This window comes from Hydrogenophaga sp. T66 (genome assembly GCF_057219855.1).
Genome location: NZ_JBXVVX010000001.1, coordinates 1,279,068 through 1,292,545 on the forward strand (window position 1 = coordinate 1,279,068; position 13,478 = coordinate 1,292,545).

Genomic DNA, 13,478 nt, shown 5'->3' on the forward strand with positions numbered 1-13,478 from the left:
TTCCTTTCCTGAGGAAATGACGGGCGCCCACTGTAGCGCCGCGCCGCGGCGGACACCCCCACCCCCGGTCAGGCCGGGCCGATCGCTTCGATGGCCTCGCCGAGTTCAAGCCAGCGTTGTTCGAGGGTGTCGTTCTCGTCGTTGACGGCCTTGAGGTCGCGGCCGGCCTGGGCGATGTCGGCGGGTGATAGCGGGCGCGACAAGGCGGCTTCGAGCGAGGCTTTGCGGGTGGCGAGTTCAGCCAGTCGTTTTTCGACCTGTTCGAGCTCTCGACGCAGGGGCCGGAGTTGTTCCAGCCGCTGCTGGCGCCGCTGCGCGTCCAGGCGGCGGGCTTCGGCGGCGGAGGGCGCGGGCGCCGCGGTGGCGACGGGCGTGGTGGTCGAAGACGCTGCGGCTTTGACTCGGGCGGCCTCGCGGCTGTCGCGGGAGGCCTCACGCGCGGCGTCGCGGATGGCCTCGCGGGCTTGCCGCGCCACGTCGAGCAGGTAGCGCTGATAGTCGTCGAGGTCGCCGTCAAAGGGCTCGATGCCGCCGCGACTGACGAGCCAGAACTCGTCGCACACGCTGCGCAGCAGGGCGCGGTCGTGGCTGACGAGCATGACGGTGCCTTCGAAGCCGTTGAGGGCCACGGCGAGCGCTTCGCGGGTGGCGAGGTCGAGGTGGTTGGTGGGTTCGTCGAGCAGCAGGAGGTTGGGCCGTTGCCACACGATCATGGCGAGCACGAGCCGCGCTTTCTCACCGCCGCTCATGGTGCCCACGGCCTGGAACACCTGGTCGCCGGTGAAGTTGAAGGTGCCAAGGAAGCCGCGCAGGTCTTGCTCGCGCGTGGCCTGGTTGCCCAGGCGCCCGGTGGCGCCGAGGTCGCGGGCGAGGCGGATCATGTGGGCCAGCGGCGAGTCGTCGGGTCGCAGCACGTCGAGCTCCTGCTGCGCGAAGTAGCCGATCTGCAGGCCCTTGCCTTCGGTGAGCTGCCCGTCCAGCGGTGCGAGCACGCCGGCGATGGTCTTGACCAGGGTCGATTTGCCTTGGCCGTTGGCGCCCAGGATGCCGATGCGCTGGCCAGCCAGCACCGAGCGCTGGATGCCGCGGACGATGGGCACCGCCGCGCCGCCTTCGCTGCCGGGGTAGCCGACGGTGGTGTCCTGCAGCACGAGCATCGGATTGGGCAGGCTGTCGGGCTCGCTGAACTCGAAGGAAAACTCGGCTTCGGCCAGCACCGGCGCGAGCTTTTCCATGCGCTCCAGCGCCTTGACGCGGCTTTGGGCCTGTTTGGCCTTGCTGGCCTTGGCCTTGAAGCGGTCGATGAATTTCTGCAGATGGGCGATGCGGTCTTGCTGACGGGCAAAGGCCGCCTGCTGCAGCGTGAGCTGCTCGGCGCGCTGGGCCTCAAAGCGGGTGTAGCCGCCTGCGTAGCGCCGCAGCTGGGCGGCGTCGATGTGCAGGGTGACGTTGGTGACCGCGTCGAGGAACTCCCGGTCGTGGCTGATGACCAGCAGGGTGCCGGGGTAGCGCTGCAGCCAACCTTCGAGCCAGACCAGGGCGTCGAGGTCGAGGTGGTTGGTCGGCTCGTCGAGCAGCAGCAGGTCGCTCGGGCACATGAGGGCGCGGGCCAGCTGCAGGCGCATGCGCCAGCCGCCGGAGAAGCTGTTGACCGGGCGCGTGAGCTCGTCAGGCCGGAAGCCCAGCCCGAGGATCAGGGCCTGCGCGCGGGCGGTGGCGTCGTGTGCGCCGGCGTCGTGCAGGGCGGTGTAGGCGTGGGCCATCGACTCGCCGTCGCCGCTGGCCTCGGCCTCGGCCACCGCGGCGCGGGCGGCGAGGAGCGTGGTGTCGCCATCGACGACGAAGCCGGTGGCGTCCTGCTCGGTTTCGGGCATGTCCTGCGCGACCTGGGCCATGCGCCATTGCGTTGGCACACTGAAGTCGCCGCGGTCCTCGTGGAGCGCGCCGTCGAGCAGGCGGAACAGGCTGGACTTGCCGGCGCCGTTGCGACCGACGAGGCCGACCTTTTCCCCGGGGTTGATGGTGGCCGAGGCGCCGTCAAGCAGCACCCGGGTGCCGCGCCGCAGCACGACGTCGCGCAGGGTGATCATGCGGTGGTGTCCAGCGCGTCGCGCGTGATGAGCAACACCTGATCGTCGCCGGCGCTGGTCGGCAGCCATTCGACCGGCAGGTGCGGGAACGCGGCCTCGAAGTGCGTGCGCTCGTTGCCGATTTCCAGCACCAGCACGCCTTCGGGGCGCAGCGCCGTCGACGCCTGCGCCAGAAGGCCGCGGATGAAGTCCATGCCGTCGTCGCCGCCGGCCAGCGCCAGTGCGGGCTCGGCGCGGTACTCCGCCGGCAGCGCGGCCATGCTGGCCGCGTTGACGTACGGCGGGTTGCACAGGATCAGGTCCCAGGGCCCGAGGCAGGCCGCCAGTCCGTCGCTTTCCACCAGGGTCACGCGATCCTGAAGCCCGTGGCGGGCCACGTTGAGGGCCGCCACGGCGAGCGCCTCGGTGGACAGGTCCGCGCCGGTCACACGGATGTCGGGCCAGGCCAGGGCGGCCAGCACGGCGAGGCTGCCGTTGCCAGTGCACAAGTCCAGCACATCGCGCGTGGTGTCGCTGAGCCAGGGATCGATGCTGCCGTCGGCAATCAGCTCGGCGATGAAGCTGCGCGGCACGATGGCGCGGCGGTCGATGTGGAACGGCACGCCTTGCAGCCAGGCTTCGCCCGTGAGGTAGGCCGCGGGTTCGCGGGTGTCGATGCGGCGTTGCAGCAGCGCGTGCACGGCCTCGGCCTCGGCCGGCGTGACCGGGTGCTGGGCCAGTCCGCCCGGCTCAGGGCTCAGATCGGCGTCCAGGGGCAGGCCCAGGCGCCACAGCACCAGCCAGGCGGCCTCGTCGCGGGCGTTGGTGGTGCCGTGGCCGAAGAACAGGCCGGCGGCCTCAAGGCGGTGCTGCGCGTCGCGCAGCAGGTCGGACAGGGTCACGGTGAGGGCGTCAGCCGGCGCGGCGGCTGCGGTCGTCAAGCAGGGCCAGCGTGCGCTGGTAGATGCGGGTGAGGGGCTCGATGTCGGCCAGCGCCACAGACTCGTCCACCTTGTGGATGGTGGCGTTGGGCGGACCGAGTTCGATGACCTGCGGGCAGATGGCGGCGATGAAGCGGCCGTCGCTGGTGCCGCCGGTGGTGGAGAGTTCGGTGGCGATGCCGGTTTCGGCGCGGATCGCGTCGCGCACCGCGTCGACCAGGGTGCCCGGCGGGGTGAGGAACGGACGGCCGCCGAGGGTCCAGTCGATCACCGCGTCTTGCCCGACGCGCAGCCCGTGGCGCTCCAGCGCGGCGTGCACCCGGTCCTTGAGGCCGTCTGGTGTGGACTCGGTGCTGAACCGGAAGTTGAAGTCGATGACCACGGTCCCGGGGATCACGTTGGTCGCGCCGGTGCCGGCGTGGATGTTGCTGACCTGCCAGCTGGTGGGCGGGAAAAACGCATTGCCGCGGTCCCACTCGGTGGCGGCCAGCTCGGCCAGCACCGGGGCCGCGAGGTGGATCGGGTTGCGCGCCAGCTGCGGGTAGGCGATGTGCCCTTGCACGCCGCGCACCGTGAGGCGGCCGCTGAGCGAGCCGCGCCGGCCGTTCTTGATCATGTCGCCGGTGCGCTCGACCGAGGTCGGCTCGCCCACGATGCACCAATCCAGCCGCTCGCCCCGGGCGCGCAGTGCGTCGCAGACGACCACGGTGCCGTCGGTGGCCGGGCCTTCTTCGTCGCTGGTCAGCAGGAACGCGATGTCGATCGCGGGCTCGGGCTGCGCCGCCAGGAAGGCCTCGCAGGCCACCACCATCGCCGCCAGCGACGCTTTCATGTCGCTGGCGCCCCGACCGAACAGGCGCCCGTCGCGGTGCGTCGGCACAAACGGGTCGCTGGACCACGCCTCGCGCGGGCCGGTGGGCACCACATCGGTGTGGCCGGCGAACACCAGCGTGGGCCGGTCACCCCGCCCGCGGCGCGCCCAGAGGTTGCTCACGCGCGCATCGGCGGGCCCGCTGTCGAGCCGCTCGCAGGCGAACCCCAGCGGCGTCAGCCGACCCGCGATGAGGTCGAGGCAACCGGCGTCCTGCGGTGTGACGGAGGGCAGGGCGATCAGCGCCTCGGTGAGGCGCAGCGTGTCGGTGGTCATCCGTTCTTGACGTCGAGCGTGAATTCGGTGAACGAGGGCGCGTCGTCCTGGTCGCCTTCGTCGTCCAGGCCGTCGAGCGTGCCGGCGCGGCTGCGCTGAAAGTCGTTTTGCAGCCGCCACATCAGGTTGTTGGGCGAGTCGGCGTGGGCGAGGCCCTCGGCGCGGGTGATGAAGCCGTCGTTGATGAGGCGGGCGATGTCCTGCTCGAACGTCTGCGAACCTTCGGACATGGATTTCTCCATCGCCTCGCGCACGCCGAAGAAGTCGCCTTTGCTGATCAGGTCGGCGATCAGCGCGGTGTTGAGCATGACCTCCACCGCCGGCACGCGCCCGCCCGCTTCGGTGCGCAGCAGCCGCTGGGAGATCACCGCCTTGAGCGCCGCGGCCAGGTCGCCCAGCATCGTCGGCCGCACCTCCACCGGGTAGAAGCTCAGGATGCGGTTGAGCGCCTGGTAGCTGTTGTTGGCGTGCAGCGTGGCCAGGCAGAGGTGGCCCGACTGGGCGTAGGCGATGGCCGCCGACATGGTTTCGCGGTCGCGGATCTCGCCAATCAGGATCACGTCCGGCGCCTGGCGCAGGGCGTTTTTCAGCGCGATCTGCAGCGAGGCGGTGTCGGTACCGATCTCCCGCTGGTTCACCACCGACTTCTTGTTGCGGTAGGTGTATTCGATGGGGTCTTCAATCGTCAGGACGTGACCGCTGGCGTGTTCATTGCGGTGGTCGATCATGGACGCCAGCGTGGTGCTTTTGCCCGCACCGGTGGAGCCCACCATCAGGATCAGGCCGCGCTTTTCCATGATCAGGTCCGCCAGGATGGGCGGGAGGTTCAGCGCGTCCATCTTGGGAATCTCACCGGGCACATAGCGGATCACCACCGCGTAGGTGGCGCGCTGGCGCATGGCGCTGATGCGGAAGTTGCCGACACCCTCCAGCGGCACACCCATGTTGAGTTCGCCGGTCTCCAGCAACTCCTCGATGCGCTTGGCCGGCACGATTTCGGACAGCAGGTTGCGCGGCGCGTCGGCCGGCAACACCTGGCTGTTGATGGGGATGGTGTTGCCGTTGATCTTGATCATCGCCGGCGCGTGGCCGGTGAGGTACACATCCGAGGCCTTCTTGTCGGCCATCAGGCGCAGGATGCGCTCCATCGTTCCGCTGCTCATGCCAGTTCCTCTACAGACGGGTTTGCCCTCGGGAGACACCGAGGGACCGGCTTCGCCGGACCTCAGTTGTCGCCCCCTCGAGGGGGTCGCGCGAAGCGCGGCAGGGGTGTTTCACGTCAGTCGCGCAGCAGATCGTTCAGGCTGGTCTTGGCCCGGGTCTGCGCGTCCACGCGCTTGACGATGATGGCCGCATACAGGCTGTATTTGCCGCCGTCCTTGGGCAGGCTGCCACTGATCACCACCGAGCCGGCCGGCACGCGGCCGTAGCTCACCTCGCCGGTGGCGCGGTCGTAGATCGGGGTGCTCTGGCCGATGTAGACGCCCATGGAGATGACCGAGTTCTCCTCGACGATGACGCCCTCCACCACCTCGGAGCGGGCGCCGATGAAGCAGTTGTCTTCAATGATGGTCGGGTTGGCCTGCAGCGGCTCCAGCACGCCCCCCAGGCCCACGCCGCCGGAGAGGTGCACGTTCTTGCCCACCTGGGCGCAGCTGCCCACGGTGGCCCAGGTGTCGACCATGGTGCCTTCGTCCACATAGGCGCCGATGTTCACGTAGCTGGGCATCAGGATGGCGCCCTTGGCGATGAAGCTGCCGCGTCGGGCCACGGCCGGCGGCACCACGCGCACGCCGGTGGCCTTCATCTGCTCCGGATCGAGGTGGGCGAACTTCGTCTGCACCTTGTCGAAGAAGCCGAGATCGCCGGCGCGCATGACCTGGTTGTCCTTCAGGCGGAACGACAGCAGCACCGCCTTCTTGATCCACTGGTGCACCGTCCACTGGCCCACGCCCTCGCGCGTGGCCACACGCAGGCGGCCTTTGTTCAGCTCGGCGATCACGTGTTCCACGGCGTCCAGCGTTTCCTTCGGGGCGGCGGCGGGCGACAGGTTGGCGCGGTTCTCCCACGCGGCATCGATGATGGATTGGAGCTGTTGGGTCATGGGTTGATCACGTTGGGGAAGGGGCAGGAAACCGAGGAAGTCGGAGCTTGAAGAGGGGCGCCTCAGGCATGGGCCCGGCAGAAATCGGCGATGCGCTGGGCGGCTTCGAGGCATTCATCCACCCCGGCCACCAGCGCCAGCCTCACGCGGCCGGCGCCGGGGTTGTCGCCATCGGCGCGGCGGGCGAGGTAACTGCCCGGCAGCACCGTGACATTGTATTGAGCGAGCAACTCGCGGGCGAAGGCTTCGTCGCTGGTCAGGCCATCGCGCCCACCGAACGACGCCGGCACGCCCGCCCACAGGTAAAACGAGGCGTCGGGCAGTTTCACGTCGATCACCTCGGCCAGCAGCGGCGTGACCTGGGCGAACTTCTCGCGGTACAGGCGCCGGTTGTCCACGACGTGGGCTTCGTCGTTCCAGGCGGCCACGCTGGCAGCCTGCACGACCGGGCTCATGGCGCCGCCGTGGTAGGTGCGGTAGAGCAGGAAGGGCTTGATGAGGGCGGCGTCGCCCGCGACAAAGCCGCTGCGCAGGCCGGGCACGTTGCTGCGCTTGGACAGACTGGTGAAGCTGATCAGGCGGCGGAAATCGGTGCGACCAAGCCGCCACGCGGCCTCCAGGCCGCCGAGCGGCGGTTCGTCGCGGAAGTAGATTTCGCTGTAGCACTCGTCGCTGGCGATGACGAAGCCGTGCCGGTCGCTGAGCGCAAACAGCCGTTCCCACTCGTCCAGCGGCATCACCGCACCGGCCGGGTTGCCCGGCGAGCACACATAAAGCAGCTGCGTGCGCGCCCACACGGCTTCGGGCACCCGATCCCAGTCGACAGCGAAGTTGCGCGCGGCCACGCTGGGCACGAAATAGGGCGTGGCGCCCGCCAGCAGCGCCGCGCCCTCGTAGATTTGATAGAAGGGGTTCGGGCAGACCACGGTGGCGCCGGGCTGGCTGCCGTCGACCACCACCTGGGCCAGCGCGAACAGCGCTTCGCGCGAGCCGTTGACCGGCAGCACCTGCGTCGCGGCGTCCACGGTCACGCCGTATCGCCGCTGCACCCAGGCCGCGCAAGCCTGGCGCAGCGCCGGTTCGCCCGCGGTGGCGGGGTAGGTGGACAGGCCGTGGTCCAGTGCGGTCGCCAGCGCCTGTTTCAAGAAATCAGGGGCCGGGTGCCGCGGTTCGCCGATGCCCAGGCTGATCGGGCGGTGGGCGGTGGCGGGCGTGACGCCCGCGTGGAGCTGGCGCAACCGCTCGAACGGGTAGGGCTGCAGCCGGGAGAGCAGGGGATTCATGGGCCGCGATTATCGGCGCTGGGCCCGGCCAGCGCCGCGGCGGGGGCGAGTCGGGGCTGTCGCGGATTGACGGCAGGGCCACACCCGCGCAAAGTGACCGGATGACTGCGCCCGCCGCTCCGTCGCCCGCCGGTCGTGCCGACCTGCCGCCCGCCCGGCGCGAGTGGCGCTTCTGGGTCACCTGGCTGTTTCCGCCGCTGGTGGTCTGGCAGGCCTGGAGCGCGCCGGCCTGGGCGCTCGGGAGCACGCTGCTCACCTGGGCGGTGGTGGCCGCGGCCGACGCCTGGCTGCCCGGTGCGCAGCGCTCCCCGCCCCCCTGCCAGCCCCACCCGCTGCACCGCTGGGCCCTGCGCGGGTATGTGCCCCTGCAGATCGGCTTGCAGGCCGCGGTGGGCTGGCGCGTGGCGCAGGGCGGTCTCGACGGCCTGACCATCGCCGGGCTGGCGTTCGCCGTGGGCTGGCTGGCGGGCGCGATCGGCATCACTTACGCCCATGAGCTCGGCCATCGACCGGCTCGGGTTGACCGGGCGCTGGCGTGGCTGCTGATGGGCAGCGTGGGCTACAGCCACTTCATGGTGGAGCACTACCGCGGTCACCACCCCCGCGCCGCCACCGCCGCGGACCCGGCGAGCGCCCGGCGCGGCGAGTCCGTCTATGCCTTTCTGCCGCGCACCCTGCTCGGGGGCTGGCGCAGCGCGTGGCGGCTGCACGCGGCCCGGCAACGGGAGCGGGGGTGGCCGGTCTGGACCGGCGCGCTGCCAGCCTGGACGGTGGGCACCGCGCTGGCGCTGTCCGCGCTGGCGCTGGCGGGTGCGGCGCCCGTGCTGGCATTCTGGGCGGGGCAGGCGCTGGTGGCCGCGTGCCTGCTGGAGATCGTCAACTACATCGAACACTACGGGTTGCAACGCCGCGTGACAGGTGGGCGCGTCGAGCCGTTTGGCTACGCCCACGCCTGGAATGCCGACCACGCGTGGTCCAACGCCCTGCTGGCCAACCTGCAGCGCCACAGCGATCACCACCAGCACGCCCACCGGCCGTACCCCACGCTGCGCCCGGCGCCCGCGCCGGCGCCCCAGCTGCCCACCGGCTACGCCGGCTGCGTGCTGCTGGCGCTGGTGCCACCGCTGTGGTTTGCGCGGATGCACCCCCGGCTCGACGCCCTCGGCCAGACCGGCTGAGACCGGCGCCGGCGGGTATCATCCCCGGCTGCCCGCGGGCCTGCCCGCGGCCGCGTCAGCAGCTACCGGATACCCCGCCGTGCGCCTCACCTCGATCAAGCTCTCCGGCTTCAAGTCCTTCGCCGAACCCACCACCTTCATGCTGCCCGGGCAGCTGGTGGGTGTGGTCGGCCCCAACGGCTGCGGCAAGTCCAACATCATGGACGCGGTGCGCTGGGTGCTGGGCGAGAGCAAGGCCAGCGAGTTGCGCGGCGAGTCCATGCAGGACGTCATCTTCAACGGCACCACCACCCGCAAGCCGGCCAGCCGGGCCAGCGTCGAGCTGGTGTTCGACAACGCCGACCACCGCGCCGGCGGCCAGTGGGGCCAGTTCGCGGAAATCGCCGTCAAGCGCGTGCTCACCCGCGACGGCACCAGCAGCTACTACATCAACAACCAGCCGGTGCGCCGCCGCGACGTGCAGGACGTGTTCCTCGGCACCGGCCTGGGGCCGCGCGCCTACGCCATCATCGGCCAGGGCACCATCAGCCGGATCATCGAAAGCAAGCCCGAGGAGCTGCGCCTGTTTCTGGAAGAGGCCGCGGGCGTGTCGAAATACAAGGAGCGTCGCCGCGAAACCGCCCACCGGCTGGCCGACACGCGCGAGAACCTCACGCGCGTGGAAGACATCCTGCGCGAGCTCAACGCCAACCTCGACAAGCTGGAAAAGCAGGCGGAGGTGGCGGCCCGCTACCACAGCCTCAACGCCAGCGCCACGCTCAAGCAGCACCAGCTGTGGTTCCTGCGCAAGGCCGAGGCTGAAGCGGACCAGGCCCGGATCAAGACCGACGCCGCGCAGGCCCTGACCGACCTGGAGTCGCGCACGGCCGACCTGCGCCGCGTCGAGGCCGATCTGGAAACCATCCGCCAGGCCCATTACGCCGCCGGTGACCAGGTCAATCAGGCCCAGGGCCGCCTCTACGAGGCCAGCGCCGAGGTCGGCAAGCTCGAGGCCGAGATCCGCTTCGTGGTCGAAGGCCGCCAGCGCGTGGAGCAGCGGCTGGGCCAGCTGGCCGAACAGATTGCCTCCTGGAGCACCCGCAGCCAGGACGCCCAGGCCGAGCTGGAACAGCTCGCCGAGCAGCTGGTTGCGGCCGAAGAGCAGTCGGTCGTGCTGGCCGCCCAGGGCGAAGACCAGGCCGGCGCGCTGCCGGCGCTGGAAGACGCGCTGCGCGCCGCGCAGGCGCGCGCCAACGAACAGCGCGCCAGCGTCACGCTGGTGCAGCAGCAGATCCAGGTGCTGGCGGCCGAGCAGCGCAGCCTCGACGAACAGGCCCGCACCCTCAACGCCCGGCGCGACCGGCTGCTGGCCGACCGTCAGGCCCTGGCCGCGCCCGACGAGGCCCGGCTGGCCGGCGCGCAGTCGCTGCTCGCCAGCGCGCGCGAGGCCGCCGAAGAAGCCGCCGCACGCCTGCAGTCGCTGCAAGACAGCGTGCCCGCGCTGGACGACGAGCGCCGCGCCGCGCAGCAGTCGGTCAACGGCGAGTCGGCCCGCCAGGCCGACCTGAGCGCCCGGCTGGACGCTTTGCGTGCCCTGCAGGACAAGGTGCGCACCGACGGCAAACTCAAGCCCTGGCTCGCCAAGCACGGGCTCGACGGGCTGGCCGCGCTCTGGAGCCGCCTGCACGTGGACACTGGCTGGGAAAACGCGCTCGAAGGCGCCTTGCGCGAGCGCCTCGGCGCGCTCGAGGTGTCCCGGCTGGAGCTGGTGCGCGCCTTCGGGCAGGACGCGCCGCCCGCCAAACTGGCCTTCTTCAACCCGCCCGCCGCGCCGGCCGCGCCCGCCGCGACGCCGCCCGCCCCGGCGGGCCTGACACCGCTGGCCGCCCGGCTGCGCCTGAACGACGCTGCCCTGCAGGCCCTGATGACCGACTGGCTGCAGGGCGCGTTCGCCGCCGACAGCCTCGACGACGCGCTCGCCCGCCGCGCGGGCCTGCAGCCGGGCCAGGCCATCTACGTGCCCGCCGGCCACGCGGTCACCGCGCACAGCGTCAGCTTCTACGCCCCCGACAGCGAACAGGCCGGCCTGCTGGCGCGGGCGCAGGAGATCGAGAACCTCGACAAAGCCCTGAAGGCCCAGGCGCTGATCGCCGAGCAGGCGCGGGCCGCGCTGGTGCGCGCCGAGGCCGCTTACAGCGACGCCGCCTCGCGGCTGGTGAGCGCACGCCGCGAGGCCGCCGAGACGCAGTCGCGGGCGCACGAGGCGCAGGTCGAGGCCTTGCGCCTGGCCCAGCAGGCGGAGCAGACCCGCGCGCGCAGCGACCAGATTGGCGCCGACCTCGCCGAGGTCGACGCGCTGCTCGAGGAGCTGCAGGAGCGCCGCGTGGCCGCCGAGGCGCGTTTCGAGGAGCTGGACATGCAGCTCGCCGACAGCCAGGAGCGCCACGCCGCGCTGGACGACAAGGTGATCGAAGCCGAGCGCGCGCTGAACCAGGCCCGCGAGCAGCAGCGTGGCTTGGAGCGGCAGGCCCAGGAAGCCACCTTCGCCCTGCGCAGCCTGCAGGCGCGCCAGGCCGAACTGCGCCGCGCGCTCGACACCGCGGGAGGCCAGGAGCAGGCCCTGATCGACGAGCAGCAGCGCGCCCGCGACGAGCTCTCGCGGCTGACGGACGCCGCGGCCCAGGCGGGTCTGCAGGCCGCGCTCGCCGCCAAGGCCGAGCGCGAGCAGGCGCTGTCATCCCTGCGCAGCCAGTATGACGATCTGACGCTCAAGCTGCGCGCCAGCGACGAGCGCCGCCTGCAGCTTGAGCGTGAGCTGGACCCGCTGCGCCAGCGCATCACCGATTTCCAGCTGAAGGAACAGGCCGCGCGTCTGGGGGTGGAGCAATACAGCCAGCAGCTGGCCGAGGCGCAGGCGGATCTCGCCGCCGTGGCCCAGAGCATCACCGAAGGCAACGTGCGGTTGGCCGGGCTGCAGGGGGAGATTGACCGCCTGCATCGCGACATCCAGTCGCTGGGGGCGGTCAACCTGGCCGCGCTCGACGAACTCACGGCCGCGCGCGAACGCAAGACCTTTCTGGACGCCCAGTCTGCCGACCTCAACGAGGCGATGCAGACGCTGGAGGACGCGATCAAGAAGATCGACAACGAAACGCGCGACCTGCTGGGCAGCACCTTCGAGACCGTCAACGGCCACTTCGGTCGCATGTTCCCCGAGCTGTTCGGTGGGGGCAACGCGAAGCTGGTGATGACCGGCGAGGAAATCCTCGATGCCGGCGTGCAGGTCATGGCCCAGCCGCCCGGCAAGAAGAACCAGACCATCCACCTACTGTCCGGCGGCGAAAAGGCGCTCACCGCCATCGCGCTGGTCTTTGCCATCTTCCAGCTCAACCCCGCGCCGTTCTGCCTGCTCGACGAGGTCGATGCTCCGCTGGATGACGCCAACACCGAGCGCTACGCCAAGCTGGTGACCGCCATGTCGGGCGAGACCCAGTTCCTGTTCATCAGCCACAACAAGATCGCCATGGAGATGGCCCAGCAACTCATTGGCGTGACCATGCAGGAGCAGGGCGTGTCCCGCATCGTGGCGGTGGACATGGAGTCCGCCGCTGGCATGCTGCAGCCCACCTGACCCGGCCCCGGAGAACCGACGCATGAGCACGTTGCAACTCGGACTGGCTGTCATTGGCGGGCTGGTGCTGGCCGCCGTGGTGGCCTACAACGCCTGGGTCACCCGCCGCAGCGCGCCGCGCACCGCCCGCGAACGCATCGCCCCGGGCGAGGCCCCGCGCGAGGACGCGGTGCCCGACGTGGACGACCCCGCGCGCGAGCGCATCGACCCCGTGCTGGGCGAACCGCTGCCCGCGTTTGCGGACACCTCGCCCGGCGAAGCGCCGATCGGCGCCCTGGTGCATCCCCCGGAAAAAAAGGCGGCGCTTGACGCGCTCATCGACGTGATCGCGCCCCTTGCTCTCGAAGAGCCGGTGTCGGGCGACGCGGTGCTGGCGGCCTTGCCGGCCACGCGGCGCGTGGGCAGCAAGCCGTTTGCCGTGGAGGGCTTGCCCGAACACGGTCAGGACTGGGAGGCGCCCCGGCCCGGCCAACGCTACCGCGCGCTGCAGGCCGGCGTGCAGCTGGCCAACCGCGCCGGCGCGCTCAACGACATCGAGTTCTCCGAGTTTGTCGTCAAGGCCCAGGCCTTCGCCGACGCCCTGGGCGCGGCGCCCGAGTTCCCCGAGATGCGCGCCGAGGTGGCACGGGCCCGCGAACTCGACGCTTTCGCCAGCGGCCACGACGCCCAGTTGGGCCTGACCCTGCGCGCCCGGCGCGCCCTGTGGAGCCCGGGTTATGTGGCGCAGCACGCGGCGCAGCTCGGTTTCGTGGCCGGCGCGCTGCCTGGCCGCATGGTCCTGCCCGCGCCCCACGACGGTGCCGCCCCGATCCTCAGTCTCGCGTTCGACCCGCAGGCGGCGATGGCGGACGACCCGGAACAGAGCGCCCTGCGCGACATCACGCTGTCGCTGGAGGTGACCCACGTGCCGCGCGCCGAGCAGCCCTTCGTGCGGCTGCGGCAGGCGGCCCAGGCCCTGGCCACCGCCATGGATGGCGTGGTCACCGACGACGCGGGCGCCCCCTTGTCCGACGACACGCTCGACCGCATCGGTGCTGACCTGGAAGCCCTGTACGACGCGCTCGACGCGCGCGACCTGTCGGCCGGATCGCCCCAGGCCCGCCGGCTGTTTGCCTGAGCCGCCGCGCCCCGCGCAGCACGGCGCCC

General features: G+C 71.1%; 9 protein-coding genes. 3 read left to right on the plus strand and 6 right to left on the minus strand.

Features of this window, described 5'->3' with window-relative positions; genetic code table 11:
* Positions 1-68: 68 nt before the first annotated feature.
* From AC2D80_RS05955 to dapC, 6 genes are all read right to left on the minus strand, one after another.
* Entirely contained in the window at positions 69-2,090 is a 2,022-nt protein-coding gene (locus tag AC2D80_RS05955) for an ABC-F family ATP-binding cassette domain-containing protein (RefSeq protein WP_484632050.1), read from the minus strand.
* Positions 2,087-2,971, minus strand: a complete 885-nt coding sequence (gene prmB / locus AC2D80_RS05960) for a 50S ribosomal protein L3 N(5)-glutamine methyltransferase (RefSeq protein ID WP_484632051.1) — start codon at positions 2,969-2,971, stop codon at positions 2,087-2,089. The genes AC2D80_RS05955 and prmB overlap by 4 nt, the downstream gene beginning before the upstream one ends.
* Before the next feature lie 10 nt (positions 2,972-2,981).
* Positions 2,982-4,157: a succinyl-diaminopimelate desuccinylase gene (gene dapE, locus AC2D80_RS05965; protein WP_484632052.1), complete on the minus strand. Its 1,176-nt coding sequence runs from the start codon at positions 4,155-4,157 to the stop codon at positions 2,982-2,984.
* Positions 4,154-5,320, minus strand: coding sequence for a PilT/PilU family type 4a pilus ATPase (locus AC2D80_RS05970; protein WP_484632053.1), 1,167 nt, complete (start codon positions 5,318-5,320; stop codon positions 4,154-4,156). Before AC2D80_RS05970 ends, dapE begins: the two co-directional genes overlap by 4 nt.
* Positions 5,321-5,436: 116 nt before the next feature.
* On the minus strand, positions 5,437-6,261 hold the full coding sequence (gene dapD, locus AC2D80_RS05975; RefSeq protein WP_484632054.1) for a 2,3,4,5-tetrahydropyridine-2,6-dicarboxylate N-succinyltransferase: 825 nt from the start codon (positions 6,259-6,261) through the stop codon (positions 5,437-5,439).
* A gap of 62 nt (positions 6,262-6,323) precedes the next feature.
* Positions 6,324-7,544 carry a succinyldiaminopimelate transaminase gene (gene dapC / locus AC2D80_RS05980; RefSeq protein ID WP_484632055.1) on the minus strand — a complete coding sequence of 407 codons (1,221 nt, stop codon included), beginning with the start codon at positions 7,542-7,544 and terminating at the stop codon, positions 6,324-6,326.
* A 101-nt stretch (positions 7,545-7,645) separates the two neighbouring features.
* Here dapC and AC2D80_RS05985 point away from each other — a divergent pair, with 101 nt between their 5' ends.
* From AC2D80_RS05985 to AC2D80_RS05995, 3 genes are all read left to right on the plus strand, one after another.
* Positions 7,646-8,722 (plus strand): alkane 1-monooxygenase, encoded by a 1,077-nt coding sequence (locus AC2D80_RS05985; RefSeq protein WP_484632056.1) that lies wholly within the window; start codon positions 7,646-7,648, stop codon positions 8,720-8,722.
* 79 nt (positions 8,723-8,801) lie between these two features.
* Positions 8,802-12,332: a chromosome segregation protein SMC gene (gene smc / locus AC2D80_RS05990; RefSeq protein WP_484632057.1), complete on the plus strand. Its 3,531-nt coding sequence runs from the start codon at positions 8,802-8,804 to the stop codon at positions 12,330-12,332.
* A gap of 22 nt (positions 12,333-12,354) precedes the next feature.
* The gene (locus AC2D80_RS05995; protein ID WP_484632058.1) at positions 12,355-13,449 is read left to right on the plus strand and encodes a cell division protein ZipA C-terminal FtsZ-binding domain-containing protein; all 1,095 of its coding nucleotides are present in this window, start codon (positions 12,355-12,357) and stop codon (positions 13,447-13,449) included.
* The last annotated feature ends 29 nt before the right edge of the window (positions 13,450-13,478 follow it).

Bases quoted from the DNA above. Each gene is read 5' to 3' on its own strand.
- AC2D80_RS05995 (WP_484632058.1), top strand. From the start codon at position 12,355: ATGAGCACGTTGCAACTCGGACTGGCTGTCATTGGCGGGCTGGTGCTG.
- AC2D80_RS05985 (WP_484632056.1), top strand. From the start codon at position 7,646: ATGACTGCGCCCGCCGCTCCGTCGCCCGCCGGTCGTGCCGACCTGCCG.
- AC2D80_RS05970 (WP_484632053.1), bottom strand. From the start codon at position 5,320: ATGAGCAGCGGAACGATGGAGCGCATCCTGCGCCTGATGGCCGACAAG.
- dapD (WP_484632054.1), bottom strand. From the start codon at position 6,261: ATGACCCAACAGCTCCAATCCATCATCGATGCCGCGTGGGAGAACCGC.
- dapE (WP_484632052.1), bottom strand. From the start codon at position 4,157: ATGACCACCGACACGCTGCGCCTCACCGAGGCGCTGATCGCCCTGCCC.
- dapC (WP_484632055.1), bottom strand. From the start codon at position 7,544: ATGAATCCCCTGCTCTCCCGGCTGCAGCCCTACCCGTTCGAGCGGTTG.
- AC2D80_RS05955 (WP_484632050.1), bottom strand. From the start codon at position 2,090: ATGATCACCCTGCGCGACGTCGTGCTGCGGCGCGGCACCCGGGTGCTG.